Annotated in this window: 29 protein-coding genes; 21 read left to right on the top strand and 8 right to left on the bottom strand. The window is 66.4% G+C overall.

Annotated elements, in window-relative coordinates:
• The first annotated feature begins 21 nt into the window (after positions 1-21).
• On the top strand, positions 22-1,011 hold the full coding sequence (locus tag HV793_RS28145; RefSeq protein WP_175214302.1) for a 2-hydroxyacid dehydrogenase: 990 nt from the start codon (positions 22-24) through the stop codon (positions 1,009-1,011).
• Positions 1,012-1,030: 19 nt separating this feature from the next.
• On the opposite strand, the gene HV793_RS28140 is transcribed toward HV793_RS28145, so the two are convergent.
• A complete protein-coding gene (locus HV793_RS28140; protein WP_175214301.1) occupies positions 1,031-1,669 on the bottom strand; it encodes a hypothetical protein in 639 nt (212 codons plus the stop codon).
• A 78-nt stretch (positions 1,670-1,747) separates the two neighbouring features.
• Complete coding sequence (locus HV793_RS28135; protein WP_175214300.1) at positions 1,748-2,119, bottom strand: hypothetical protein; 372 nt, start codon at positions 2,117-2,119, stop codon at positions 1,748-1,750.
• 194 nt (positions 2,120-2,313) lie between these two features.
• Between HV793_RS28135 and HV793_RS28130 the strand changes: the two genes are divergently transcribed.
• Both HV793_RS28130 and HV793_RS28125 read left to right on the top strand, forming a co-directional pair.
• Positions 2,314-3,216, top strand: a complete 903-nt coding sequence (locus HV793_RS28130) for a PhzF family phenazine biosynthesis protein (protein ID WP_054458231.1) — start codon at positions 2,314-2,316, stop codon at positions 3,214-3,216.
• Between the two features lie 250 nt (positions 3,217-3,466).
• The gene (locus tag HV793_RS28125) at positions 3,467-3,901 is read left to right on the top strand and encodes a GNAT family acetyltransferase (protein ID WP_054458230.1); all 435 of its coding nucleotides are present in this window, start codon (positions 3,467-3,469) and stop codon (positions 3,899-3,901) included.
• Between the two features lie 31 nt (positions 3,902-3,932).
• Here the strand turns inward: HV793_RS28125 and HV793_RS28120 are convergent, their stop codons facing one another.
• Positions 3,933-4,886 carry a M14 family metallopeptidase gene (locus HV793_RS28120; RefSeq protein WP_054458229.1) on the bottom strand — a complete coding sequence of 318 codons (954 nt, stop codon included), beginning with the start codon at positions 4,884-4,886 and terminating at the stop codon, positions 3,933-3,935.
• Between the two features lie 11 nt (positions 4,887-4,897).
• On the bottom strand, positions 4,898-5,896 hold the full coding sequence (locus HV793_RS28115) for a Bug family tripartite tricarboxylate transporter substrate binding protein (RefSeq protein WP_054458228.1): 999 nt from the start codon (positions 5,894-5,896) through the stop codon (positions 4,898-4,900).
• A gap of 117 nt (positions 5,897-6,013) precedes the next feature.
• On the opposite strand from HV793_RS28115, the gene HV793_RS28110 reads away from it, so the two are divergent.
• The 3 genes from HV793_RS28110 to HV793_RS28100 all read left to right on the top strand — a co-directional run bounded on the left by HV793_RS28110 (position 6,014) and on the right by HV793_RS28100 (position 8,042).
• Positions 6,014-6,877, top strand: coding sequence for a MurR/RpiR family transcriptional regulator (locus tag HV793_RS28110; RefSeq protein ID WP_175214299.1), 864 nt, complete (start codon positions 6,014-6,016; stop codon positions 6,875-6,877).
• 235 nt (positions 6,878-7,112) lie between these two features.
• Positions 7,113-7,328, top strand: coding sequence for a hypothetical protein (locus HV793_RS28105; protein ID WP_244958708.1), 216 nt, complete (start codon positions 7,113-7,115; stop codon positions 7,326-7,328).
• Positions 7,329-7,448: 120 nt separating this feature from the next.
• On the top strand, positions 7,449-8,042 hold the full coding sequence (locus HV793_RS28100) for a BPSL1445 family SYLF domain-containing lipoprotein (protein ID WP_054458225.1): 594 nt from the start codon (positions 7,449-7,451) through the stop codon (positions 8,040-8,042).
• A gap of 68 nt (positions 8,043-8,110) precedes the next feature.
• Here HV793_RS28100 and HV793_RS28095 read toward each other — a convergent pair whose 3' ends face one another.
• Positions 8,111-8,344: a hypothetical protein gene (locus HV793_RS28095; RefSeq protein WP_054458224.1), complete on the bottom strand. Its 234-nt coding sequence runs from the start codon at positions 8,342-8,344 to the stop codon at positions 8,111-8,113.
• Positions 8,345-8,444: 100 nt separating this feature from the next.
• The gene (locus HV793_RS28090) at positions 8,445-8,915 is read right to left on the bottom strand and encodes an Lrp/AsnC family transcriptional regulator (protein WP_006226939.1); all 471 of its coding nucleotides are present in this window, start codon (positions 8,913-8,915) and stop codon (positions 8,445-8,447) included.
• Between the two features lie 160 nt (positions 8,916-9,075).
• Between HV793_RS28090 and HV793_RS28085 the strand changes: the two genes are divergently transcribed.
• From HV793_RS28085 to HV793_RS28060, 6 genes are all read left to right on the top strand, one after another.
• The gene (locus HV793_RS28085; protein WP_054458223.1) at positions 9,076-9,987 is read left to right on the top strand and encodes a DMT family transporter; all 912 of its coding nucleotides are present in this window, start codon (positions 9,076-9,078) and stop codon (positions 9,985-9,987) included.
• A 98-nt stretch (positions 9,988-10,085) separates the two neighbouring features.
• Positions 10,086-10,832 carry a sulfite exporter TauE/SafE family protein gene (locus tag HV793_RS28080; RefSeq protein ID WP_054458222.1) on the top strand — a complete coding sequence of 249 codons (747 nt, stop codon included), beginning with the start codon at positions 10,086-10,088 and terminating at the stop codon, positions 10,830-10,832.
• Positions 10,833-10,903: 71 nt separating this feature from the next.
• Positions 10,904-11,128 carry a hypothetical protein gene (locus HV793_RS28075; RefSeq protein WP_054458221.1) on the top strand — a complete coding sequence of 75 codons (225 nt, stop codon included), beginning with the start codon at positions 10,904-10,906 and terminating at the stop codon, positions 11,126-11,128.
• 329 nt (positions 11,129-11,457) lie between these two features.
• Positions 11,458-11,670: a hypothetical protein gene (locus tag HV793_RS28070; protein ID WP_008159938.1), complete on the top strand. Its 213-nt coding sequence runs from the start codon at positions 11,458-11,460 to the stop codon at positions 11,668-11,670.
• Between the two features lie 148 nt (positions 11,671-11,818).
• A complete protein-coding gene (locus tag HV793_RS28065) occupies positions 11,819-12,925 on the top strand; it encodes an AGE family epimerase/isomerase (RefSeq protein WP_175214298.1) in 1,107 nt (368 codons plus the stop codon).
• A 103-nt stretch (positions 12,926-13,028) separates the two neighbouring features.
• Positions 13,029-13,244 (top strand): hypothetical protein, encoded by a 216-nt coding sequence (locus HV793_RS28060; RefSeq protein WP_042792993.1) that lies wholly within the window; start codon positions 13,029-13,031, stop codon positions 13,242-13,244.
• A gap of 127 nt (positions 13,245-13,371) precedes the next feature.
• On the opposite strand, the gene HV793_RS28055 is transcribed toward HV793_RS28060, so the two are convergent.
• Positions 13,372-14,304: a LysR substrate-binding domain-containing protein gene (locus HV793_RS28055; protein ID WP_175160936.1), complete on the bottom strand. Its 933-nt coding sequence runs from the start codon at positions 14,302-14,304 to the stop codon at positions 13,372-13,374.
• 113 nt (positions 14,305-14,417) lie between these two features.
• Here HV793_RS28055 and HV793_RS28050 point away from each other — a divergent pair, with 113 nt between their 5' ends.
• The 8 genes from HV793_RS28050 (at position 14,418) to HV793_RS28015 (ending at position 21,387) form a co-directional block, all read left to right on the top strand.
• Positions 14,418-15,407, top strand: a complete 990-nt coding sequence (locus tag HV793_RS28050) for a Bug family tripartite tricarboxylate transporter substrate binding protein (protein ID WP_054458219.1) — start codon at positions 14,418-14,420, stop codon at positions 15,405-15,407.
• Positions 15,408-15,409: 2 nt separating this feature from the next.
• Positions 15,410-16,279, top strand: a complete 870-nt coding sequence (locus HV793_RS28045) for an N-formylglutamate amidohydrolase (RefSeq protein ID WP_175160934.1) — start codon at positions 15,410-15,412, stop codon at positions 16,277-16,279.
• 71 nt (positions 16,280-16,350) lie between these two features.
• Positions 16,351-16,683 carry a hypothetical protein gene (locus tag HV793_RS28040; RefSeq protein WP_054458217.1) on the top strand — a complete coding sequence of 111 codons (333 nt, stop codon included), beginning with the start codon at positions 16,351-16,353 and terminating at the stop codon, positions 16,681-16,683.
• A 130-nt stretch (positions 16,684-16,813) separates the two neighbouring features.
• On the top strand, positions 16,814-17,845 hold the full coding sequence (locus tag HV793_RS28035; protein WP_175214297.1) for an ABC transporter substrate-binding protein: 1,032 nt from the start codon (positions 16,814-16,816) through the stop codon (positions 17,843-17,845).
• Positions 17,832-18,848, top strand: a complete 1,017-nt coding sequence (locus HV793_RS28030; protein WP_054458215.1) for an ABC transporter permease — start codon at positions 17,832-17,834, stop codon at positions 18,846-18,848. Before HV793_RS28035 ends, HV793_RS28030 begins: the two co-directional genes overlap by 14 nt.
• Complete coding sequence (locus HV793_RS28025; protein WP_119451643.1) at positions 18,842-19,633, top strand: ABC transporter ATP-binding protein; 792 nt, start codon at positions 18,842-18,844, stop codon at positions 19,631-19,633. Before HV793_RS28030 ends, HV793_RS28025 begins: the two co-directional genes overlap by 7 nt.
• On the top strand, positions 19,630-20,805 hold the full coding sequence (locus HV793_RS28020; RefSeq protein ID WP_244958707.1) for a c-type cytochrome: 1,176 nt from the start codon (positions 19,630-19,632) through the stop codon (positions 20,803-20,805). The genes HV793_RS28025 and HV793_RS28020 overlap by 4 nt, the downstream gene beginning before the upstream one ends.
• 48 nt (positions 20,806-20,853) lie before the next feature.
• Positions 20,854-21,387, top strand: a complete 534-nt coding sequence (locus tag HV793_RS28015; protein ID WP_054458213.1) for an OsmC family protein — start codon at positions 20,854-20,856, stop codon at positions 21,385-21,387.
• 9 nt (positions 21,388-21,396) lie between these two features.
• On the opposite strand, the gene HV793_RS28010 is transcribed toward HV793_RS28015, so the two are convergent.
• Complete coding sequence (locus tag HV793_RS28010; RefSeq protein ID WP_054458212.1) at positions 21,397-22,239, bottom strand: LysR family transcriptional regulator; 843 nt, start codon at positions 22,237-22,239, stop codon at positions 21,397-21,399.
• Between the two features lie 107 nt (positions 22,240-22,346).
• On the opposite strand from HV793_RS28010, the gene HV793_RS28005 reads away from it, so the two are divergent.
• Positions 22,347-23,330 carry a bile acid:sodium symporter family protein gene (locus HV793_RS28005; RefSeq protein WP_054458211.1) on the top strand — a complete coding sequence of 328 codons (984 nt, stop codon included), beginning with the start codon at positions 22,347-22,349 and terminating at the stop codon, positions 23,328-23,330.
• The last annotated feature ends 7 nt before the right edge of the window (positions 23,331-23,337 follow it).

The raw sequence follows: 23,337 nt of genomic DNA, 5'->3' as shown, positions 1-23,337 counted from the left end.
ATAGCGTCGAGGTTGAAATCCATGATCGAGCATGAACTGGCCCAAGCGCGCCAGGCAGTAGCAAATGTCTCCGGCAAGGGGGACGGCAAGTTTCCCCCTCTGCTCAAGGTAGGGGTTTTTCCCGAGTCGGTGGAAGCGCAGTTCCGCTCGAGGTTCACGTTGATCGACGAGGCGGCGCTGCAAAACGATCCTGCGCAGGCCGATGCGATCGGCGGCATCGTCACGCGCTCGAACTACCGGATTTCCGCCGAGCTGATGGATCGCTTGCCGAAGCTGCGCATCATCGCCACCAACGGCGTCGGCTACGACGGCATCGCGCTGGACCGCGCGCGTGAGAAGAACATCGTCGTGACCAACACGCCGGACGTGTTGAACAAGGCCGTGGCTGAATTGGCGGTGGGGTTGTTGCTCGCCTTGCTGCGCCAGTTGCCTGCGGCCGACAGCTTCGTGCGCACGGGCGCATGGGAGGCCTCGCCCTTTCCGTTGGGGGCGAGCCTGGCGGGCAGGAAGGTCGGCATCGTCGGTTTAGGGCGCATCGGCAAAGAGATCGTCCGGCGGCTCGTGCCGTTCGAAGTGGACCTCAGCTACTTCGGCCGCACGCCCCAGGATACGCCGTGGCGGCATTTTGATTCTCTGCCTGCCATGGCCCGCCATGTGGACGTGCTGGTCCTGTCATGTCCCGGCGGGGCGGCAACGCGCCATATCGTCGACGCCGCCGTGTTGAGTGCGCTGGGGCCGGAGGGGGTGGTCGTCAATGTCGCCCGCGGCTCGGTGATCAATGAGGCCGACCTGTGCCATGCGTTGGCCAACGGCATCATCCAGGGGGCCGCGCTCGACGTGTTCGAAAGCGAGCCGCTGGGCGAGAGCCCCCTGCGGCGCCTGTCGAACGTGATCCTGGCGCCCCATATCGGCAGCGCCACGCACGAGACGCGCCGCCAGATGGCGGAGCTGGCGATGCGGAACCTGGTGTCGTTCTTTACGACAGGGAGGGCGGTTACGCCAGTGGCGTAGCCGGACGTCGGGCTACCCGCTAGAACCACACTGTCGCAATCAGCAGCGCGCAGCCCGCCGTGGCTGTGGCTGCCATGATGGCGGCCAGGCGCAAGGCGATCTTGCGTTCCTTGCGGCCGACGTTGGGGTTGCCGACGTTGGCGGACCGCAGTTGTTCCCAGGTCCACGCGGCGCCCGCTTCGCGGCTTTGCAGGGCCGAGGCGGCGTTCGCCGTGGAGCGGGAAATGCGGGTGAGCCGCAGCGCCGGATAGGCCAGCAGCAGCCCGGCCAGGAACAAGGCGCAGGCGCTGATTGCGCCTGCCGTGAAGGCCGAGCTGTCGCGCGCCGCGAACAGGATTAGGGATGCCGCCAGGCCGATGAGGTTCAGGCCGGCCAAGGCTTTCAGCGCCTGGACTCCCCAGGGGCCGGTGGCTTCCTCGGTGAAGTCTCCGACCGAGCGCCAGTAGGCGGCGTCGTTGGATGCGGCCTGGAAAAAGAAGGCGAGATCCCTCAGGAGCACGTCGCCTTGCCTGTCATCGGGACTGGTGTCTCCATGCCATTGGGTGGCGAACTTCCTGCTTCGATCAGCGTCCGCGTGATGCGCGCGGGCCCAATTTTCAGCCAAGCCTATCGCGGCTTCGACGGTAAGCGCCTCTGCGGGTCTGGCACTGTCTTTCATGTTTAGCGTCCCCATATATGGGACATTGTACTAGGCCTGAGTGGACGCTACCTTGCTGCAAGGCACACCCCGCGCGGATCAAGGCAAGGCGGCGCCGGGATGGGGTGCTGGCCGGGAAAAACACACTTCGAGCAAGCTGTTGCTGCGCAGTTTGAGGGTGACGTCCGTACGCTGCCCGCCCGGCGTAGTGGCGGCGAAGAAACCAAGGGCCAGCGCGCCGAACCAGGCGGGAAGAAAGCTGGCCAGATCCCAGCCCGACACGCTGGCGTTGTAGGGTTGCTTGACCGTCCGCACGGTCAGCCCATGTTCGCGGCACAGCGCCTGCAGCGCTGCCGCGGTTTCGTCGATGTCGACGATGTTCTCCAGAAAGAACGGCTCCTGGACTCGCATCAATCTGGCAAGTTCGCCTGCAGGCAGGCGGTTCTGGAGGTAGGTGCGTACCGTGGACATGTGGCGGGTTCCTGGTGAGCGCAAATCGTCATGCACCGGCTTGAGGGGCGGAAAGCGCCGGGCCAGCATAGTCTATGCCAGATCCACCCGCTGTTACGGTCCCGATTCATCGCCTCTGTGTCTGGTGGGCCGCGCGCCGGCCCCGCACACTTCCCGGGTCGCCGCGCAGTCCGCGTGGCCTGAGAGGACGTTCCATGCGCTACCGTTATGTCACCGCCGATGTGTTCACCAGCCAAGCGTACGGCGGCAATCCGCTGGCGGTCGTGTTCGACGCCCAGGGCCTGAGCACGGCGCAGATGCAACGCATCGCGCGCGAATTCAACTATTCCGAAACCAGCTTTGTGCTGCCGCCGCGGGATCCTGCCCATACGGCCTGGGTGCGCATCTTCACGCCCGACCGCGAGGTGCCGTTCGCCGGACATCCCAATGTGGGCACGGCCGTGGTGCTGGCGCGCGAAATGGCTGCCTCGGGCCTGACCGTGCCGGATGCCTTCGCGTTTGAGGAGGAGGCGGGACTGGTGCGCATTGCGCTGCGCCCAGGCGCAAACGGCGCGGCGGGTGCGGAACTGCTTGCGCCGCAACCGCTGTCGCGCGCCAGCGAGGCGCCGGCCGCCGCGGTTGCGCGGGCCTTGAGCCTGGAGCCTGCGGACATCGATACCTCCACGCATGCGCCGCAGGTGGCGTCGGTAGGCCTGATCTTCCTGGTGGTGCAATTGGCCAGCCGCGACGCCTTGCGCCGGGCCGTGCCAGATCCGGCGGGCTACGCGGCCCTGCTGCCGCTGGACGGCGCAAAGTCCATCTATGCCTACACCACTGACACGGGGGCGGGCGGGGCGGATGTCCAGGCCCGCATGTTCACCGGTCGCATGACGGAAGACCCCGCGACCGGCAGCGCTACGGCGGCCATGACGGCCTTGCGCACGGCCCTGCGCGGCGCCGGCGCAATGCGCCTGAGGGTGGAGCAGGGCGTGGACATGGGACGCGCCAGCGTGCTGCTGGCTCACGCCGAACCGCGCGCCGATGGCGTATGGGCGGGCGTGGCGGGCGAGGCCGTGGTGGTCATGGAAGGCACGCTGGAGGCGCCTGACGCGTCCTGACGTTGGCTGCGCTTCGCCGCCTCGTGTATGCTTGCCCTCATGAACGCAAAGCATTTCGCGCCTATGTCTGGCGCAGCCTACCGACGAATCACTCGACGCTTACGTTGAGTGGCTGGTCACGTCCCGGCGCCAAACCATCGGCGCCATATCCTGAAAGCCACGATACCCCTCGTGGCTTTTCTGTTTCTGGCTGGTCCCGCTGTCGAGGCGTATCGCAAGGCTTTCGTTGCCATCCTTGAAGGAACGAAGCATGAGTGCGCAAGACCTCGCCATCCGGCCCTACCATTCGACCGACGAAGCGGCCATCATCCAGCTGTGGCATGACTGCGGCCTGACCCGCCCATGGAACGACCCGCGCAAGGATATTGCGCGCAAGCTTGCGGTGCAGGCGGACTTGTTTCTGGTGGGAGAGGCGGACGGCGCGATCGTCGCGACGCTGATGGGCGGCTATGACGGCCATCGCGCCTGGATCAATTACCTGGCGGTATCGCCCGCGCATCAGCGCCGCGGTCATGCCACCGCACTGATGCAGGCGGTGGAGCGCCGGCTGCTGGAAATGGGTTGCCCCAAGATCAATCTTCTGATCCGGTCGGGCAATATTGCGGTGAAGGACTTCTACGCGACCCTGGGCTTTCAGCAGGACGAGGTCATCAGCCTGGGCAAGCGCCTGATTCCGGACCTTTGACTGATCCCGATCAGGCGCTTGCGGATGGCGATCAGATCGCCACGGTCAGGTACACCGCTTCGCGACCCACGATGGGCATGCGCGTGGGCATGAAGATGGTGCAGTCGTCGCAGGGCGAACGGATTTCCTCGGTGCCGTTCATGGCGATGAGTTCACCCTTGGCGAAGGTTTCGAAGCCGATCACCGGACGGGTAAAGGTGAAGTCCTCGGACTTCACCATATGCACTTCGAGCAGGCGGTAGCGCTGCGGCGCGGGCGGGGGCGGCGTGCCGGCAGGCATGTCGATCAGGCCCGTGTGCGCGAGGAAGCGCAGCGTGACGTCGGTGGCCAGGTCGGCGGCGGATTGCGCGAAGTGCTGGCCGCATTCGACCACCAGCGAGCCGCTGCTGTCGGAGTGCGGATCGCCGTGGCGGCCGTAGCCCATGACGCCAGTGCCGGGGAAGAGGTCGGGCGGCATCACCAGATGCACCTGCGGCACGCCGACGGCGCTGGCCAGCGCCGTGTTGCGGTCCATCTCGGTGTAGACCCAGAAGGGTTGCACCGGCGCACGCGTGGAATGGATGTCCAGCACGAAGTCGGCGGCGTCCAGCACCGGACGCAGCTCGCGGGCGCGGCGCAGTTCTGGGCTGTCTTCCGGGCCGTCCAGCATGGCTGCGGACCAGATGCGGTTCAGGTTGTGGACGAGCTGGCGGTTCTCGTAGGGGTTCTCGATATCGAAGGCTTCATAGGCTTCGACGTGCGCGAAGCTGACGGTGAGCGTGCCGATCTTGGGGCGCACGCCCGAGTCCAGCAGATGGGTCGCAGCCACCATGCCGCAGATTTCGTTGCCGTGCGTGATGGCGTTGATCAGCACGTGCGGGCCGGGACGGCCCGACTCGAACCGGTGCACGTAGGGGATGCCGACATTGCCCTCGCGATAGGCCGAGAGATCGCGCGGCAGGACTTCGAGCGGGGCGGTGTCGGGTTCGAAAGCGGGATTTTTCATGGGAGTAAGGCCTATTCAGGACGGATGCCGGCGCGGTCGATCAGGTCTTTGTACAACGCCAGGCGCTCGGACATCATGGCGGTGAACTGTTGCGGGGTCTGGTTCTCGGGGGGCAGCGCGCCGGCCTTTTCCAGGGATTGCGGCATGCCGTCCTCGGTGGCGGCGGTGCGCACGGCGGCCAGCAGCTTCTGGACGATGTCGGGCGGCGTGCCTGCGGGCGCGGCCAGGCCGATCCACGACATGGAATTGAGCACGGGGTAACCCAGTTCCTCGAAGGTCGGCACGTCGGGCAGGGAGTCCAGGCGTTTTGGCGCGGCCACCGCCAGCGCGCGCATCTTGCCGACCTGGATGTGGGGCAGGAAGGGCGCGAGGTTGTCCAGCGCGAACTGCGCCTGGTCGGACAGCAGCGCGTTGATCAGCGGCGCGCCGCCGCGATAGGGCACGTGCACGGCCTGCAGCTGCAGGGTGTTCTTCAGCAGTTCGGCGTTGAGCTGGCCCATGCTGCCGATGCCTGCGGTGGCATAGTGCAATTGGTCGGGGCGCGCCTTCAGCAGCGCCACGAACTCCGCCAGGTTGCGGGCCGGCACGGCGGCATTGGTCACCAGCACATTGGGCGTGCGCGACAGCTGCGAGATCGAGACGAAGTCCTTGATCGGGTCGTAGCCCAGGTCATTGCGCATCAGCGGGTTGGCCAGGTGCGAGCTTTGCGACGACGCGACCAGCGTGTAGCCGTCCGGCGCGGCGCGCGCGACGCGCTTGCTGCCGATGGCGCCGCCCGCGCCGTCGCGGTTCTCGATGATGACGCTGGTACCCAGCGCCTTTCCCAGGGCGTCCGCGTACAGTCGGCCGATCAGGTCGACGGAGCCGCCCGCAGGGAAGGGGACGACCAGCGTGATGGGGCGCGAAGGATAGGCGTCGGCGCGCGCGGCCAGCGGCAGCAAGGCGGCGCCCAGACCGGCCAGGATCAGGCTGCGGCGGATCGAGGACGGTCCCTGCGATTGATGCTTCATGGAATTCTCTTGTGGTGACTGCGGGTTTGGTCTAATTTGCAATGAATATTGCAGGCAGCAATATAAGATGCAATGTGTATTGTGAAATTTGGGGTTATCACCTAGGGCCATGCAAGGATGAACCTGCACCAACGTATTGCCGGCTACGGCCGCAAGCTCAGCAAGAGCGAACAATTGCTGGTCGAGGAGATGCAGGCGCGCTATCCGCAAAGCCTGCTGGAATCGGCGACGGCGCTGGCCAGGCAGGTCGGCACCAGCGCTTCCACCGTGGTGCGCCTGTTGGCCAAGCTCGGCTACGAAAGCTACGCGCAGGCCCAGATGGAGGCGCGCACGGAAGTGACGGCGCGCCTGGCCTCGCCCGGCGAGCGCGCGGACGCGGTGGGCTCGGACAAACCGTCGGCGCGCGCCTGCCTGCATAACGCCTTGCTGCATGACCAGCACAACCTGAAGGAGACCTACGCGTCGATCGACGTGGCCGCCTTCGAGGCTGCCGTCCGACTGCTGACGCAGCGCAAGGGGCGGGTGCATGTGCTGGGGCTACGCCAGGCCGCGCCGCTGGCCAGCCACGTGGCGCTGTACTTGAACCTGTGCCTGCCTTCGGTCAAGCCCATGGTCGCCGCCGGTCCGCTGTTCCTGGAAGACCAACTGCTCTGGATCGACGAGGCCGACGTGCTGCTGGCGTTTACCTTCAGGCGCTATTCGGTTGCCGCGGCCAAGGCGGTGCAGTATTTCCGGCAGCGAGGCGGCAAGGTGATTCTGATCACCGATTCGGCGTCGGCGCCCGCCGCGGCCTCGGCACACCACGTGCTGATAGCGCGCAGTTCCAGCGCGTCGCCATTCGATTCCTACACTGCGGCCTTTTCCGTCTGCAATGCCTTGCTGGCGGCGGTTGCGCAGCGCAGCAAACAGGCCTTGGGCGCGGCTCTGGAGCGCGGCGAAGGCTTGTGGGACGCGCATTGGATACGTCCGCCGGGCGGCTGAAAGATGCTGCTCGCACCGTTCTTGCGGCGAGCGCGAAAGGCCAGGATTTGGACCGATTTTCGGCCATTTGGATGAGCTTCAAGATGCGTTCGCACTACCTGCTCTAGTACTTCATAACTCCTTGAAAACATTACTTTTCAATCCAAAAATTTTTTGGCATATTGCGGCCGGGAAAAACAATTTCGAGGAGCAAGGAATGGGCGCGTGGCCACAGCGTCATATTGATGGATTCGAGGTGGAATGTCAGGTCATCCGGCTGGATACCGGCATGTTGGCGATCGAGGTAGCGGTGTGCCGGAGGGTGGAAGGCGAATTCGAGCGGCGCTGGTCGCTGCCGCGTTTCGTGACCTTCGAGGATCCCGGGACGGCAAGACGCCACGCCGAACTGGTGCTGTCGGGCATCGTGTCGGTGGACGAAGCCACGGGCGAACCGCGCTACGGCATCCTGTAGCGGCGGGCCGGACCCGCAGCGGCAGGCAGGGTTTTGTTTCTTTTCACACAATCGCGTGCTTTGCGCTGGCGGATTTGCCCGGTACATTGGTGTAGGGTGACAACAACAAAGGAGAGTTCCATGTTTGATACTTTTCCTGTCTTGCGTCGTGTCGGCCTGGCCGCCGCGGCGATCGGCGTGGCCGGCCTGATGTTCACGGGTTGCACCACCAACAGTTCCAAGTCAGAGGCCACCGCGACCGAACAGCGCCAATCGTTGAACAGTGCGGCCGACGCCACCTTGGGCAAGCTCTATCAAGCGTCGCCGCAGTCCAGGGAACTGGTCGCCCGCGCCCGAGGCGTGCTGATTTTTCCTGATGTGTTGAGCGGCAGCTTCATCATCGGGGCCGAGCATGGCAAGGGCGTGCTGCGCGTGGGCAGTTCCACCGCCGGCTACTACAGCACCACGGCGGGTTCCGTCGGCTTCCAGGCGGGGGCGCAGTCCAAGGCGATGGTGCTGTTGTTCATGACGGATGAGGCGCTTGCCAAGTTCCGCAACAGCAGCGGCTGGACCGTGGGCGCCGATGCGACGGTTGCGGTTGTCAATGTGGGCGCCAACGGCCGCATCGACACCAACACGGCACAACAACCCATCGTCGGCTTCGTGATGAACAACGGCGGCCTGATGGCAGGCGTGTCCCTGGCCGGTACCAAGATCTCCAAACTGAATCTTTGAACGGGCCTGCCAAGCAAAACGCCGCGGATGTTCTCCGCGGCGTTTTGCTTGGCGCGTCTGCCGGCGCTTCAGCCCATGAGCGTATCGCCGTTGTTGCGCACCGAGCTCTCGCGCTGCATTTCGGCGGCTTCGATGTCCGGGTCCAGGCCGCGCCAGCGTCTGATCCGGCCGCGATCCTGCTCGGGCTCCCAGCCGAGCAGGCCGTAGCGTGTGATTTCGGTTTGACCCGTTTCGAATTCCACTTCGAAGTAGCCCTGACGATCGGGTAGCGTGCCGCCGGGGAACCAGTCGGTTTCAGGCATGGTGTTCTCCTTGCTAGGCGATGGGAGGGGCGCCGGCGCGGGGCGCGGCGCTTTCATTGTGGAGGGGCGCCACGGATCCCGCAAGTTGTCGCCGCGGGCTTCACGCGAGCGGGACGGCGGTGGTGTACAGCACCTGCTTCAAGGCGAAGCTGGAACGGATGCTGGCGACGCCCGGGATGCGGGTGATGTGTTCGACGATCAGCCGCTCCAGCGCGTCCACGTCAGGCACCAGGGCGCGTATCAGGTAGTCGGCATCGCCCGACATGAGGTAGCACTCCATGATTTCCGGCAGGACCGCGATCTCGCGTTCGAACACGTCCAGCGCCGCCTTGCGCTGCTTGTCCAGCGAGATCTGGATGAATACGTTGACCTTCAGACCCAGCTTGCGCGCGTTGAGCAGTGTGACGCGGCGGTCGATCAGGCCCTCGGTTTCGAGCCGGCGCACGCGCGCCAGACAGGGAGAGGCGGACAGGTTCACGCGCGCGGCGAGTTCGACATTGGTCAGCCGCGCATCGCGCTGGAGTTCGTTGAGGATACGGATGTCGGTGGCATCCAGGTTGATTTCCGGCATAAGTCACCCAGTTACGGTCATTCAGCAATTCATCTGTGCTGAGTATGACGGGTATCTCCCTTGAATGCAGTGAAATATGCTGGGGTTAACCCTATAGACTATTCCATCGTTTGGCAATTGTGCCAAAGCGCGGAATATTCAAGCAGTAGATTGGGCAGTAATGAGTCAGCAGAGCACGTTGGGCAGGTTTTTGCCGCTGGTCGGTGCGGTCGCCATCTGGGGCGGCAATTGGCCCGTCATGAAGCTGGGGCTGACGCATATGAGCCCGCTGTGGCTGGCCGCCAGCCGGTTCGGCTCGGCCGCGCTGATCAGCGCGCTGGTGCTGGGCATGCTGGGCCGCCTGCGCCTGCCGACACGGCAGGAAATGCCGCTGGTGGCGGGTGTGGCGCTGCTGCAGATGGGGGCGTTCACGGCGCTGGCGCTATGGGCGATGCAATACGTGGCGCCGGGACGCGCGTCCGTGATCGCCTACGCCACTTCCATCTGGGTGATTCCGCTGTCCTCGCTGATCCTGAAGGAGCGCCTGTCGATGGCGCAATGGCTGGCGACGGGGCTGAGCTATGCCGGCATCGCCGTCATCGTCGCGCCCGCGTTCAGCCCTTGGCAGGCGCACACGGTGGTCGGCCTGGCCATGTTGCTGGGTGCATCCTTTGCGTGGGCCTGCAATATCATCCAGCTGCGCGGCTACCGGCATATCCGCCTGGGCGCGGACATGATTCCCTGGCAGACCGCCATCGCGGCGCTGCCGCTGGCCGCGCTGGCGTGGATGCGCGATGGCGCGCCCGTTTTCCTGGCGCAGCCCGAGGCATGGCCCGTGATCCTGTACACCGGTCCGCTGGCTACCGCGCTGACCTTCATCGTGGTGCTGGGCATGACGCAGAAGATGCCGCCGGTGGCGACCTCGATCGCCATGCTGTGCGTGCCGGTGATCGGGCTGATCGTGTCGTCGCTGGTGTTCCAGGAGCGCATCTCGGCCGACCTGGCGCTGGGCTTGGCCCTGATCGGCGCCAGCGTGGCGGCGTCGGCGGCGGCGACGCGCCTGAAGCGGCCGCTGGCGCTGCGGGCTTCCTAGCCCGTCAGTACGCCGCAGGCGCGAAACCGGCCATCGGCGCGTTCTAGAATGTCGAGCGCCGGAACCGTTCCGGCTTCTCTTGCAGGCGTGCGGCGGGTATGGATTCCTTATATGTGCTGGTCGCGGCGGGCGCCATGGCCGCCGGTTTCGTGCAGGGCCTCTCGGGCTTCGGCTTCGGCATGGTGGCCATGTCGTTCTGGGCCTGGACGATAGATCCCAAACTCGCTGCTGCGATGGTGGTGTTCGGCTCGCTGACCGGCCAGTTGCTGGCCGCGTTCACGATGCGCCGCGGATTCACGATGGCGCACCTGCTGCCCTTCGTGGCGGGCGGATTGCTGGGGATTCCGCTGGGCGTCAAGCTGCTGCCCTATCTGGATCCGCTGATGTTCAAGGCGCTGGTCGGCGGACTGCTGGCGGTCTGGTGTCCGGTGATGCTGTTCGCGACGCGCTTGCCGCCTATCACGGCGGGTGGACGATGGGCCGACGGCGTGGTGGGAGCGATGGGCGGCGTCATGGGCGGCATAGGCGGCTTCACCGGCGTCATTCCGACTTTGTGGTGCACCTTGCGTCGCTTTGACCGCGACGTGCAGCGCGCGGTGATCCAGAACTTCAACCTGTCAATGTTGGTCGTGACGATGGCGAGCTATGTCTACACCGGCGTGGTGACGCGCGACATGCTGCCGCTCTTTGCGGTGATCGTGCCGGCGATGCTGGTGCCGACCTTGTGGGGCACGCGCGTCTACGTGGGCATCAGCGACGTTGCGTTTCGCCGCATCGTGCTGGGCCTGCTGACCGTTTCGGGCGTGGCGCTGCTGGCGTCGTCCTTGCCCAAGCTGCTTGCCTAGCGACTTTTACAGGTCGCCAGGGCGGGGCATGGCAACATGCTATCGTTGGGTATTCAAGAGAGAATCACCGCATGGCATTGCACCGTTTCGAGAAAGGCGAGTTGGGACATTGGCTGCGCATCGTGGCCGACAATTGCGAGCCCGGCGCTGCCCAGACTGAAGTGCCCGCCCACGTGGCGCAGGCGCTGGAGACGTTGCGTTGCATTGCAGCCGACGCCGACGGCCGCTGGCTGATCACCGAGAAGGGCAAGCTCGCCCTGCGCATGGAAGAGCCGGGCGCCATCCATTTGCGCTAACCCGCAAAATCCAATTATGTCGACAGCAGGCGCGGCCCGGGGCCGCCCTCCGCGTTTCGCCGCGTCTTGACCGTTTGGCGCGGGGATTTCCACACAATTTGCGAATGTTTTCGCAGTATTTCGCGAGTTCGCGACCAATAGGGCCGTGCTACGGGAATTTCCTGAGACGGAATGCGCGATTTGGCTGCTTTTCGACGTATCGCGACCCACGAGTCGCCAGTAAGATGAACTTGCGTGACGTTTGCAGGTCTATTCATTTGCGCGGGGATTCTGCCCCCGCAACGTCACGCGTGGTTCACGCGTTTAGGTAACCGACTGGGAGGTAGCACATGCAGCATCGTGACCAGGAAGTTCTGATCGACGTTTCCACAGCGGCCATGGATACCGGCGGATATGGCGTACTGCTGACGGTTACGGCCGAGGGCGGCACCGAAGTGGATGCCGCGTTTTCCCACTTGGGCAACTGCGCTTCGTTGGACGAAGCACGCGATCGCGCGGAAGTATTCGCGCAGAACTGGGTAGAGGAAAACATCTTCCGATAGGGCGCCACGCCCTGGACGGAGCTGATCGGCGGGACCGGTCTGTGTGAGCATGACGCTTCGGAGAATACTCAAAGGTTTGCGACGAAAATTTCGGTTATCGTTGCTGCTCCAAAATCTGGGGCCCTCATTGGGTATGCGCCGTTCCAAGATGACTGCCGCACAGACCAACTCTTCACTTGCGGAACACATCCGCGCATTCCGCGACCATTTTGATTCCGTTGTCCTGCCCCTTTGGATGGGGCAGGGTTTCAATGGCGCGCTGGGTCTGCCTTATGAATCGCTGGACGCGGCGACGGGCGCCGCGCTGCCGGTCGAGCGCTACCGCGCCATGGCTTGCGCGCGCCAGCTCTACGTTTTTTCGGAAGCGCCGGGCGACGCTGCGGGCGCGCATGCAGATGTGCTGTTCGAATCGCTGCGGCGCGTGTTCCGCGACGAGCATCACGGAGGCTGGCGCTATAGCGTGGACGCCGCGGCGCATCCGCTCGATGACACGCAGGACCTGTACACCCACGCGTTCATCGTGCTGGCCTGCGCCGCCTATTTCCGCCGCAGCCGCAATGCCGATGCGCGCAAGCTCATGCTGTCGACTTCCTCGACCATCGAGGCGCGCTTCAAGACCGCCGACGGGCTGTATCACGCGGCGCTCAGCGCCGACCTGAGCCAGCCTCTGCGCGCGCCCGCGCAGAATCCCATGATGCATCTGACCGAGGCCTACCTGGCCGCAGCCCAGGTCGCGGAGCCGGCGCTGTACGCGCAGCGCCTGCGCGGCCTGGCGCAAGGCATCAGCCATTTCTTCGTGCATGCGGCCTCGCAGTGCATCGCGGAAGAGCGGCAAGGCTCGGCCGGCAACCGGCTGGAGCCCGGGCATCAGTTCGAGTGGCTGTCGCTGGTGCAAGGCTCGGCCGAGGTTTTCGACGGCCTGGAGTTGACGGAGTCGCTGCCGCGCGCTGTGCGCTGGTCGCGCCGCCATGGTGTGGACGCGGGCGGAGTGGTGGCGTCGTTGGACGAGTCCGGCGCCGTGATCGACGATACGCGCCGGATCTGGGCGCAGACCGAGTACCTGCGGGTGCTCGGCGTGCTGGGCGACCTGCCCGCGCTGGAGGCCGGCCTGGCCATGTTCCGCGCGCGTTTCCTGCACCCCGGCGGCTGGTACGAATGCCTGGACGCGGAAGGAGCGGTGGTGCGCAATGACATGCCGTCGACCTCTCCGTATCACCTGGCAACCTGCCTGGCGGCCCTGCCCACTGTTGTTTAATTGTGGCGTTAACAATATTTTTTGGATTTAGGGGCCTGATTCGATAGAAAAGTATTGGTGGAATCCCTTACAATTTAGTTACTAAAATTGTAGGGAAGCACCAATGAGCGTTATGTGCCTGGCTTGCCAACGCATTAACCCCGGGCTTGCAGGCGTTGCGCCGCATGCCCATCTGGGACACCAGGGGTTCACCAATCCCACGCAGAAAGGCCGTGAAGAAAGCCGTGAAGACCATTTCCGCTGCCTGAATTGCGGCGCGAAATGGCTGCGCGAGACCGACAAATGGGGCGTGGACCTCGGGTTCAAGCTCGCACCCTGAGCATTTTCGACCGCGCCGGCAGCATGGCGCAGACCCCCGCAGCGGGCTCCAGATCGGGAGCCCGTTTTCATTTTGTAGTATTCCCGCGCCGGACGCCGGCAACCGGTTGTGTCCGCAGGCTAGGCGCTCAGCCTGGGCTGGCGGCGATCACGTCGGGATCCTGCCCGGCGGTTTCCAGCAGCCATCGCCGGAAACAAGCCAGCGCGTAATGGTCGCGGCGCTGGGCCGGGGCGCATAGATGGTAGCCACGGTCGATGCGGATGGGCAGGTTGGGAAACGGGGCCACCACGCGTCCGGCCTGCAGGTCGTCGCGGACCAGGCAGCGCTGCAGCACGGCGATGCCCATGTCGGCCATGACGGCGCGAACCAGGATGGAAACCTGGTCAAAGCCATTGGAAAGCTGGACCGAGGCGCGCGGCACGCCGGCGGCGGCCAGCCACTGCGCCCAGTTGTCCATGCCATTCGAGTGATACAGCAGCGGTTCCCCGAGCAGGCCGGCTGGCGTGTCCCAGAGTCCCTGCGCGCGCCGGGCCGCCAGACGGGCGGGGTGGCAGATCACGACCAACTCGCGCCCGATCACGTAGTCCACCTGCCAGCCCGGCCATTGCTCCGGCATGCCGGACAGGATGCTGGCATCGGGCGTCTCACCCGAAAAATCTTCGTTGCGGCGGTAGGCCGCGAAGCTGAGATGGATATCCGGATGGCGCGCATGAAAGTCGGACAGGCGGGGCACCAGCCAGGCGCTGGCCAGCGTCGGCACCGTCGACAGCGTCAGGCGCAGGCGACGGTCATTGGCGCGCAATCCGGCGCTGAGCGACTCGATCTGCTGCAGCGGGCCTAGCGTGCCGTCGTACAGGCGGCGTCCGGTTTCAGTCAGGGTCAGGCCATGGGCGTTGCGATGCATCAGCGGCTGGCCGAAATGCGCTTCCAGTCGGGAAATGGCGCGGCTGACGGCGCCCTGGGTGACGCACAAGACCTCCGCGGCGCGGGTGAAGCTGCCCAGGCGTGCCGCCGTCACGAAGGCGTGCAGTTCGGACATGGAGGGCGAGTGCAGTCGCATCTAGCATGACCATTGGTAATGAAGCCGTGCAATATAGTCGTTTGAAAGGGGATCGTAAAGTTCGGACACTGGCGGCCTTGTCGACTGACCTTCAACTTTCGGAGTCATCCCCCATGTCCCGCCGCCTCCTGGGCCGGTCCGCGCGCTTCGCGCTCGCCGGCATGTTCGCCACGTTGTCCTTTGCCGGCATCGCCCAAGCTGCCGACTATCCCGCCCGCCCCATCAAGCTGGTGGTGCCGTTCGCCGCTGGCGGTTCGACCGACATCGTGGCGCGCCTGGTGGCCGAGTACGCCGGCCGCGACCTGAAGCAGACCATCGTGGTCGAGAACAAGGCCGGCGCCGGCGGTTCCATGGGCATGGAGCAGGTGGCCCGCGCCACGCCCGACGGCTACACCATCGGCATGGCCACGATGAGCACGCACGGCTCGAACCCGGCCGTGTTCCGCAAGATGAACTACGACCCGGTGAAGGACTTCGTGCCGGTGGCCAACGTGGTCGCCGTGCCCAGCATCTTCGCGATCAACCCGGGCCTGCCGGCCAAGAACATGGCCGAGTTCGTGGCCCTGGCCAAGAAACAGCCGGAGCGCTATAGCTTCGCCTCGCCGGGCGTGGGCTCGCTGGGCCATGTGAACATCGAGAACTTCATGATGCTGTCCGGCATCAAGTTGCTGCACGTGCCATACCGCGGCGCGGGTCCGGCGTTGAATGACGTGATGGGCGGGCAGGTGGACGCGATCACCGACAACCTGTCCTCGACCCTGCCGCAGGTGCAGGGCGGCAAGCTGCGCGCGCTGGCCGTGCTGGGCGCCGAACGCTCGCCGCTGTTGCCCGACGTGCCGACCTACATCGAGCTGGGATACCCCGACATGGGTACGGGCGGCTGGTTCGGCCTGGTGGCGCCCGCCGGCACCCCGCCGGCCGTGATCGAACGCCTGAACAAGGCAGTGCGCGCGGCCCAGGACGATCCGGAATTCCGCAAGAAGGCCGAGGAAGTGGGTGGTACGCTGGTGCGCACCACGCCCCAGGAATTCGAGGCGCAGATCCAGCAGGCCCTGGCACGCTACGCCAAGGTCGCCAAGACTGCCAACATTCAGGCTGATTGACGATGACCCACGCCGACTTCGACGCTGTTTCCGTACACGAGCCCACGGGCCCGGCCTTGCCGCTGGTTTGCGATTCGCCGCATAGCGGCGAGCGCTATCCCGACGACTTCGGCGCCGCGGCCGCCCTGGCGCAATTGCGCCAGGGCGAGGACACGCACGTGGACGCGTTGTGGTCGGCGGCGCCGGCCCTGGGCGCGACGCTGATCGCCGCGAACTTTCCGCGCGTCTATATCGATCCCAACCGCACGCTGCAGGACCTGGACCCGGAGCTGCTGGCGCAACCCTGGCCCGAGCCGCTGGACCCGGGCGAGAAGACCCGCCTGGGCAAGGGTTTGATCTGGCGCAGGATGGACAGGTCCACGCCGATCTACGACCGCAAGCTCACGCTGGCCGAAGTGCGCCACCGCATCCAGGCGTATTACGAGCCTTACCACGCGGCGCTGTCGCAGGCGATCCAGCAGGTGCGGCAGCGTTTTGGCGCGGTCTGGCACCTGAACCTGCACTCCATGCCCAACGACGCCTACGAGCGCCTGGGCCGCAAGAGCGAGCATCCGCTGGCGGACTTTGTGCTGGGCGACCGCGACGGCACCACCTGCGAGCCGGAGTTCATCGCCCTGATCGAGACCGCTTTGCGCGGCAAGGGCTACACCGTGGCGCGCAACGACCCCTACAAAGGCGTGCAGTTGATCGCGCAGATCGGCCAGCCGGCCTTGAATCGGCACAGCTTGCAGGTGGAGATCCGCCGTCCGCTGTACATGGACGAAGCCACGCGCGAGCGCAACGCCGGCTTCGCGCCGCTGCAGGCGGACCTGTCCGACGTGCTGGCCCAGGTGGCGGCCTACGTGCGTGCGCGCCAGGCGGCGCTGGCTTAAGTTTTCCCGCGGCGGGCCGTAGTCGGTAACAAGGAACCGCGCTTTTTTGGGCGCGGCCACACGGAACCGCAATGGCTGAGAAGATCATCAACGGATTTTCGGTGCTCGCGTACGCGACCCAACCCGAGGGGCGCGTGCCGCCGCGCGCTTTCATCGAAACGCGGCGGTTGCCGAAGAAAAAGAGCCAGGCCGAACGGGACGCGCAAGCGGCAGCCCAGGCCGATGCGCCAGCGCCACCGGATGACGCCGTGCAGCAGGAAGCCGAGCCCGACACCCAGGCTTTCGAGATCTTCATCAGCCGACGCTTCCGCAGCACGGTCGAGGCCATGTCGGCCGCACGCAACGCGCTGGACCGCGTCAAGCAGGTCGACGAGGACGGCGTTCCGGACCACTTGCCCGAATAGTCCAGCCCCTGGGCGGCCATGCGTCGCCCATATTGTTATCCCGACTTTGTATTTGTCTAACCCCTGAGCGCAGGTCGATGATGCCGCATGGCAATCATCGCCATTCACAGTCTGCTCAAAAGGAAGGTTGATGAATACGAACGTCCATTCCCGCGCCGTCTCCACGCGGGGAATTTCGCGCCGTGCGCTGCTGCGCGCGGCAGGCGCCGCAGGCCTTGCGGCGCCGCTGGGCATGCTGGGCTCGCGCGTGCTGGCCGCCAACGCCGCACCGCGCACGTTCAAGATCGCATGGAGCCAGACCGCAGTCTGCCAATCGCCCGTGTCGGTGGCGCTGGAGCGCGGCTTCTTCGACAAGTACAACCTCAAGGTCGAACGCATCAACTTCAGCGGCTCCACCGACCAGCTGCTGGAGGCGATCGCCACCGGCCACGCCGATGGCGGCATCGGCATGGCGCTGCGTTGGTTGAAGCCGCTGGAGCAGGGCTTCGACGTCAAGCTGGCGGTGGGCACGCATGGCGGCTGCATGCGCTTGCTGACGGCGCAGGATTCGCCGATCAAGAGCGTCAACGACCTGAAGGGACGCCGCGTGGCCGTGTCGGACCAGGCCAGTCCGGTGAAGAACTTCTTCGCGATCCGCGTGGCGCAGCTGGGTATCGATCCCGCATCCGTGGACTGGCGCCAGTACCCGCAGGACCTGTTCGGCGAGGTCCTGCGCAAGGGCGAGGTCGACGCCATTGCGGGTGACGATCCGCTGATCTACACGCTGCGCGAGGACAACAAGCTGCGAGAGATCGCCACCAACATCGAGGGCGATTACGAGAACCGCACCTGCTGCGTGCTGGGCCTGCGCGGCGATCTGGTGCGCAAGGATCCAGAGGCCGCCGCGGCCATTGCGCGCGCAGTGATCGACGCGCAGCGCTGGACGGCTTCCAACCCGGACGAGACCGCGCGCATCTTCGCGCCGTATGTGCCCGGCAAGGTGCCGGCCGAACGCGTGGCCGCGATCCTGCGCAGCCACAGCCATGGCCATGCCTCGACGGGCGCCGCGTTGCGCGAAGAGATCGTGGGCTACGCCCGGGACCTGAAGACGATCAAGGTGCTGAGCGCGGGCCTGGACGTCAACAAATACGCGCAAGTGGTGGTGCCCAATGTCCTCGGCTGACGTATTGCACGCCCCGGCCGCGGGCGTGAATCCGCCCGCGCGCGACTGGCGGTTGTGGAAGACCGGTATCGCGGCCGCCGCGCTGTGGGCGGGCGTGGGCGGCGTGACGCTGGCATGGCCGAACGTCGAGGTGGGCTTCTCGTCCTGGGGCTACACGCGCGAATTCGGCGCGGCGGCCTTGGCGCTGGCGTTGCTGCTGTTACTGGCGGCGGCGCCGGGGGCGGGGCAGTTGCGCGCCGTGCGCGCCTTGCACCGCGCCGGCCCCTGGCTCGCGGCCCTGGCCGTGGCGGTGGGCGCCTGGGAGATCGCGACGGCCAAGCTGGCGCTGCTGCCCAGCCCGTTCTTCGCGCCGCCGCAGTCGCTGATCGAAGTCTACGTCTCCGACTACAAGCGGCTGGCCGACAGTCTGGCGAATTCGCTTTGGCTGCTGGCCAACGGCTTTCTGCTGGGCGCGGCCGCGGGTTTCCTGACCGGGGTCGCGATCGGCTGGTCGCGCGGCCTGGGCTATTGGGTGCATCCGGTGCTGCGCTTCCTGGGGCCGGTGCCTTCCACGGCCTTGCTGCCTATGGCGTTCTTCTTCTTTCCGTCGAGCTGGTCGGCAGCGGTCTTCCTGATCGCCCTGGCCACCTGGTTTCCGGTCACGGTGCTGACCTGGTCGGGCGTGGCGGGCGTCAACCGGGCCTACTACGACGTGGCGCGCACCATGGGCGCCAATGAGTGGTTTCTGGTGCTGCGCGTGGCGATTCCGGCGGCCTTGCCGCAGGTCTTCGTGGGCCTGTTCATGGGCCTGGGCGCCTCGTTTTCGGTGCTGGTGGCGGCCGAGATGATGGGCGTGAAGTCCGGGCTGGGCTGGTACCTGTCATGGGCCCAGGGCTGGGCGTCCTACGCCAACATGTACGGCGCGCTGATCGTGATGGCGCTGGTGTTCTCGGGCCTCATCACCTTGCTGTTCCTGGGGCGCGATCGCCTCCTGGCCTGGCAGAAGGGAGTCGTGAAATGGTAGCGGCAGCGGTGCCTGACAAGCGGGATGCGGCCGGCGCCGCATTGGCCGTGCGCGGCGTGAACCATCACTTCGACCTGGACGGCGCGCAACTGCCGGTGCTGGACGGCATAGACCTGGACGTGAAGCCGGGCGAGTTCGTGGCGCTGCTGGGACCCAGCGGCTGCGGCAAGTCCACGCTGCTGCGCCTGGTGGCGGGCCTGGAGCCGCCCGCCGCGGGCGGCCTGCTGGCGGACGGCGAGCCGATCACGGGGCCTTCGCCTTCGCGCATCGTGGTGTTCCAGGACCCCACGCTATATCCGTGGCGCACGGTCTGGGACAACGTGGCCCTGGGACTGCAGGCGCGCGGGCTGTTGAAGACGCAGCGCAGCCGGGTGGACGAGGCCTTGCAGCGCGTGGGCCTGAAGGCGTTCAGCCAGGCCTATCCGCATCAGCTGTCCGGCGGCATGGCGCAGCGCGCCGCGCTGGCGCGGGCGCTGGTCAACGATCCGCGCATCCTGATCCTGGACGAGCCGCTGGGCAAGCTGGACTCGCTGACCCGCATCGCCATGCAGTCCGAACTGGTGGACCTGTGGCAACGCGAAGGCTACACGGCCTTGCTGGTCACGCACGATGTGGAGGAGGCGCTGTTCATGGCCACGCGCATCGTGGTGCTGAGCGAGCGGCCGGCGCGGATCAAGGACGAAATCGTCAACGACCTGCCGTACCCCAGGCATCGCGGCGATCCGCGCCTGGCCGCGTTGCGCCATCGCGCGCTGGCCTTGTTGGGGCTGGATGCGACGTGGTGAGCATCGTGCAACGCCGGCCGGCGGATGCCGCTGGCGCGGCGCGGTGGGCCCGGCGGCGCATGGCGGCGCTGTTGACGGTCGGCTTGGCCGCATTGGCGTTGGCCCTGGGCGCCGCGGTCTGGCGCTCGCTGGGCCAGGCTCCGGCATTGGCGTATTGGCCATTCGCGTGGCGCTACGACCCGGACCTGCCCGTCAGCCCGCACACGTGGCGCCAGCTTTGGCTGGCGCTGGCGCAGTCGGCGGCGGCGCTGGCGTTGCTGTGCGGCGCGCTGTTCGCCAAGCGCCGCCGGCTGGCATGGCTGGGCGCCGCCGTCGCGCTGGCGCTGCTGACTGACTGGCCGAACCCGCGGATGTTGCTGGTCGAGGCGCACAGTTCTTCCTATCAGCGGTCGCCGTTGCCGTTTTCCGATGCCAATCTGTTGCAGGGCGGACGGCTGTACCAGGCGCATTGCGCCGCATGCCACGGCGCGGCGGCAGATGGGCGGGGCGAGCGCGCCGCCAGCCTGCCGGTGTGGCCCAGCGTGCTGGGACCGGCCCTGTTCCAGAACAGGCTCGAAGGCGAGCTGCACTGGCGCATCGCGCAGGGCGGCCAGGAACCGGCGGCCAACCCCGCGATGCCGGCGTTTGGCGCAATGCTGAACACGGAAGAGATCTGGCAGGTGCTGGACTATCTGCGCCTGCGGGCCTATGGCGTCAGCGGCGGCAGCGGTATGCCGGCGGTCGCCGCACCCGTCGTGGCGCTTGCCTGCCGCGACGGCCGGGCGACGCGGCTCAGCGGCTTGCGCGGCTTGCCCCTGCGTGTGATGGCCTACGCGCAGGGCGCGGCCGAGGAACCGCAGGATCCACGCCTGCTCACCGTGGCGCTGACGCGTGGCCACACACAGCGCGTAGACGCGGATTGCGTGGCGGCAGGCGTAGAGGCCTGGAACGCCTATGCGCTGGCAGCCGGCGTGTCGCCTGACGAGCTGGCGGGCGCGCAGTTCATGGTCGACCGCCAGGGCTGGCTGCGTGCGCGCCGCCTGCCGGGCGCGGCTCCGGCGTGGACCAGCGCGGACGATGTCTGTGGGCCGGGAGGACGGATGGAGGGAGCGACGGCCCGCGGGCTGGGCCAACTATTGCAGGCGATGGATCGTGCGCCCATCGCCATTCCGGATATGCGCCGCGAACATTGACTGCGGCGCTTGCCCAAGCACATATCAACCCCAAGCGAGGTCTGCAACATGAGTACGTTGAACGAATACCTGGGCCAGAAACGCGAGGCCGTGCTGGCGCGCAACGCGCGCGATCCGCACACCGTGACGCCGGTGAAATTGCGCGCACAGGTCAGCGCCGAAGGCCGCAGCGGCGTGCGCCGAATCCGGATCCGAGATCACCAGGTGGTCAGCGACAGTCCCGCGGATTTCGCGGGCTATGACCTGGGACCGAGTTCGCCCGAGCTGCTGCTGGGATCGCTGGGCAGTTGCCTGACGCATATCTTCCTGATCAAGGCGGCCGAACTCGAATTGCCGCTGGAGTCGCTGCAGGTGGAGATCGAAGGCGACCTGGACCCGCGCGGCGGCAAGCCGGGCTATGAGCAGGTGCCATTCTTTCCGCACAACATCCGCTATACCGCGCACATCGTGTCGCCGGCCGACGAGAGCGCGGTGCGCGCCGTGCATGAGGCGGTGGAGCAATGGTGCCCGATCCTGAACCTGCTCAAGCAGCCGCAGCCGCTGGAAGGCCGCGTGCAGCACACCCGCTCGGCGGCGCAATAAGCAAAGGCCTCAAGTCAGCGTGCTGCGCATCAGGATCTCGGTCAGCGCGCGCGTGGGCTTGTTGGGCGCGGGCGCCGAGATCACGATGAATTCCACCTGCGGCAGCGCGGGCAGTTGCGCGGCGCCTGCTGGCGCGGCAAGGCCGAGCGTGGACAGGTGCGAAGGCTGCACCGTGATGCCCAGGCCGGCGCGGGCGGCCGCCTGGCAGCCCGCATAGCTGGTGCTGGTGCAGACGATCTGCCAACTGCGGCCGGCGCGGGCCAGCGCGTCCAGCGTCAGGCCGCGGGTCACGCTGGGTTCGCGCAGCAGGATCAGCGGCAGCGGTTCGTCCGGCGCCACCCGCAGGCCTTCCTTGGCCTGCCACAGCAGGGCTTCCTTGTGCAGGGTCTGGCCGCGGCGGTCGCCCTTGCGGCGCTTGCCTATCATGACGTCCAGGCCGTTGTCGTCCAGCAGCTTGTAGAGCTCGCTGGTGACGCCGATGGTCAGGTCCAGTTCGACCTCCGGGTGGGCCAGCCGGAAGGCGGCCAGCACGTCGGGCAGAGGTCCCATTGCCAGATCGTCCGAGGTGCCCAGGCGCACGCGCCCACGCAGGCGCGGCGCGTCGAACAGGCGCTCGGCCCGCTCGTGCGCGTCCAGGATGATCTGCGCATGCACCAGCAGGCTGCGGCCGTCGCTGGTGAGCGCGAGCGAATGCGTGTCGCGCTGGAACAGACGCCGGTTCAAGGCCTGTTCCAGCTGGCGGATGTGTTCGCTGACCGTGGGCTGGGTCAGGCCCAGGCGCCGGGCGGTCTCGGTGAAGCTGGGCGCGGCGGCGGCCGCGGCGAAGGTCTTGAGCCACAAGGGATTGAGCATAGCGGCCTGGTCATAGGAAAGTCCGATGACAGTTAAAGTACCCAGTGGGCTTCACGATGGCAAGCGCCGTGCCTATAGTTTCCGCAATCCCTACGGAAATCTTTGCCATGCGCCGCTTCCTGCCCGACCAATTCACGCTCATCCTGATCGCCACGGTGGTCTTCGCCAGCTTTTTCCCTGCCGTGGGCAAGGGCGCGGCGTTCATGACCGTGGCCAGCAACATCGCCATTTCGCTGCTGTTCTTTCTGCACGGCGCCAGGCTGTCGACGGACGCCATCGTGGCTGGCGTGAAGGACGTGCGCCTGCACGCGCTGATCCTGGCTTGCACCTTCCTGCTGTTTCCGGCGCTGGGGCTGGGCCTGCGGGCGCTGTTTCCCGGCCTGTTGACGCCTTCGCTGTGGCTGGGCGTGCTGTTCGTCTGCACCCTGTCTTCCACCGTGCAGTCGTCTATCGCCTTTACCTCCATGGCGCGCGGCAACGTACCGGGCGCGATCTGCGCGGCCACGGCTTCCAACCTGCTGGGCACCGTGCTGACGCCGCTGCTGGTGGCGGTGCTGCTGCACCGCCAGGGCGGAGGCCATGGGCTGGCCGACGCCGGCCGCATCCTGTTGCAGCTGTTGTTGCCGTTCGCGGTGGGCAGCCTGCTGCGGCCCTGGATCGGCGCCTGGGCCCAGCGCAACAACCGCACGCTGTCGAAAGTGGACCGCAGCTCCATCCTGCTGGCCGTCTACACGGCGTTCAGCGAGGCGGTGGCGCAGGGTATCTGGCACGCGTTCCCGGCCATCGACCTTGCGTCCATGGTGCTGGTGAACGCCTTGCTGCTGGGAACGGTGCTGCTGGTCACGACCTGGGGCAGCCGCAAGCTGGGGCTGTCCAAGGAAAACGAGATCACGCTGGTGTTCTGCGGCTCGAAGAAGTCGCTGGCCTCGGGCATTCCGCTGGCCACGGTGCTGTTCGGCACCTCGCAGATGGGCGTGGTAGTGCTGCCGCTGATGATCTTCCACCAGATGCAGCTGATGGTCTGCGCGGTGCTGGCGCGCCGCTACGCGGAGCGGCAGGCGCCGGCTGAAGCGGCGGCGGCGCGGGCTTGAAGTCTCT

This window comes from Achromobacter aegrifaciens (assembly GCF_902859965.1).
Lineage (GTDB): Bacteria > Pseudomonadota > Gammaproteobacteria > Burkholderiales > Burkholderiaceae_B > Achromobacter > Achromobacter aegrifaciens.
The sequence above is the reverse complement of the archived record's forward strand: the minus strand, read 5'-3'. Positions and strand labels throughout refer to the sequence as shown.

Coding starts and splice junctions, on each gene's coding strand:
- HV793_RS28145 (WP_175214302.1), top strand. CDS start 22: ATGATCGAGCATGAACTGGCCCAAGCGCGCCAGGCAGTAGCAAATGTC.
- HV793_RS28140 (WP_175214301.1), bottom strand. CDS start 1,669: ATGAAAGACAGTGCCAGACCCGCAGAGGCGCTTACCGTCGAAGCCGCG.
- HV793_RS28135 (WP_175214300.1), bottom strand. CDS start 2,119: ATGTCCACGGTACGCACCTACCTCCAGAACCGCCTGCCTGCAGGCGAA.
- HV793_RS28130 (WP_054458231.1), top strand. CDS start 2,314: ATGCGCTACCGTTATGTCACCGCCGATGTGTTCACCAGCCAAGCGTAC.
- HV793_RS28125 (WP_054458230.1), top strand. CDS start 3,467: ATGAGTGCGCAAGACCTCGCCATCCGGCCCTACCATTCGACCGACGAA.
- HV793_RS28120 (WP_054458229.1), bottom strand. CDS start 4,886: ATGAAAAATCCCGCTTTCGAACCCGACACCGCCCCGCTCGAAGTCCTG.
- HV793_RS28115 (WP_054458228.1), bottom strand. CDS start 5,896: ATGAAGCATCAATCGCAGGGACCGTCCTCGATCCGCCGCAGCCTGATC.
- HV793_RS28110 (WP_175214299.1), top strand. CDS start 6,014: ATGAACCTGCACCAACGTATTGCCGGCTACGGCCGCAAGCTCAGCAAG.
- HV793_RS28100 (WP_054458225.1), top strand. CDS start 7,449: ATGTTTGATACTTTTCCTGTCTTGCGTCGTGTCGGCCTGGCCGCCGCG.
- HV793_RS28095 (WP_054458224.1), bottom strand. CDS start 8,344: ATGCCTGAAACCGACTGGTTCCCCGGCGGCACGCTACCCGATCGTCAG.
- HV793_RS28090 (WP_006226939.1), bottom strand. CDS start 8,915: ATGCCGGAAATCAACCTGGATGCCACCGACATCCGTATCCTCAACGAA.
- HV793_RS28085 (WP_054458223.1), top strand. CDS start 9,076: ATGAGTCAGCAGAGCACGTTGGGCAGGTTTTTGCCGCTGGTCGGTGCG.
- HV793_RS28080 (WP_054458222.1), top strand. CDS start 10,086: ATGGATTCCTTATATGTGCTGGTCGCGGCGGGCGCCATGGCCGCCGGT.
- HV793_RS28075 (WP_054458221.1), top strand. CDS start 10,904: ATGGCATTGCACCGTTTCGAGAAAGGCGAGTTGGGACATTGGCTGCGC.
- HV793_RS28070 (WP_008159938.1), top strand. CDS start 11,458: ATGCAGCATCGTGACCAGGAAGTTCTGATCGACGTTTCCACAGCGGCC.
- HV793_RS28065 (WP_175214298.1), top strand. CDS start 11,819: ATGACTGCCGCACAGACCAACTCTTCACTTGCGGAACACATCCGCGCA.
- HV793_RS28060 (WP_042792993.1), top strand. CDS start 13,029: ATGAGCGTTATGTGCCTGGCTTGCCAACGCATTAACCCCGGGCTTGCA.
- HV793_RS28055 (WP_175160936.1), bottom strand. CDS start 14,304: ATGCGACTGCACTCGCCCTCCATGTCCGAACTGCACGCCTTCGTGACG.
- HV793_RS28050 (WP_054458219.1), top strand. CDS start 14,418: ATGTCCCGCCGCCTCCTGGGCCGGTCCGCGCGCTTCGCGCTCGCCGGC.
- HV793_RS28045 (WP_175160934.1), top strand. CDS start 15,410: ATGACCCACGCCGACTTCGACGCTGTTTCCGTACACGAGCCCACGGGC.
- HV793_RS28040 (WP_054458217.1), top strand. CDS start 16,351: ATGGCTGAGAAGATCATCAACGGATTTTCGGTGCTCGCGTACGCGACC.
- HV793_RS28035 (WP_175214297.1), top strand. CDS start 16,814: ATGAATACGAACGTCCATTCCCGCGCCGTCTCCACGCGGGGAATTTCG.
- HV793_RS28030 (WP_054458215.1), top strand. CDS start 17,832: ATGTCCTCGGCTGACGTATTGCACGCCCCGGCCGCGGGCGTGAATCCG.
- HV793_RS28025 (WP_119451643.1), top strand. CDS start 18,842: ATGGTAGCGGCAGCGGTGCCTGACAAGCGGGATGCGGCCGGCGCCGCA.
- HV793_RS28015 (WP_054458213.1), top strand. CDS start 20,854: ATGAGTACGTTGAACGAATACCTGGGCCAGAAACGCGAGGCCGTGCTG.
- HV793_RS28010 (WP_054458212.1), bottom strand. CDS start 22,239: ATGCTCAATCCCTTGTGGCTCAAGACCTTCGCCGCGGCCGCCGCCGCG.
- HV793_RS28005 (WP_054458211.1), top strand. CDS start 22,347: ATGCGCCGCTTCCTGCCCGACCAATTCACGCTCATCCTGATCGCCACG.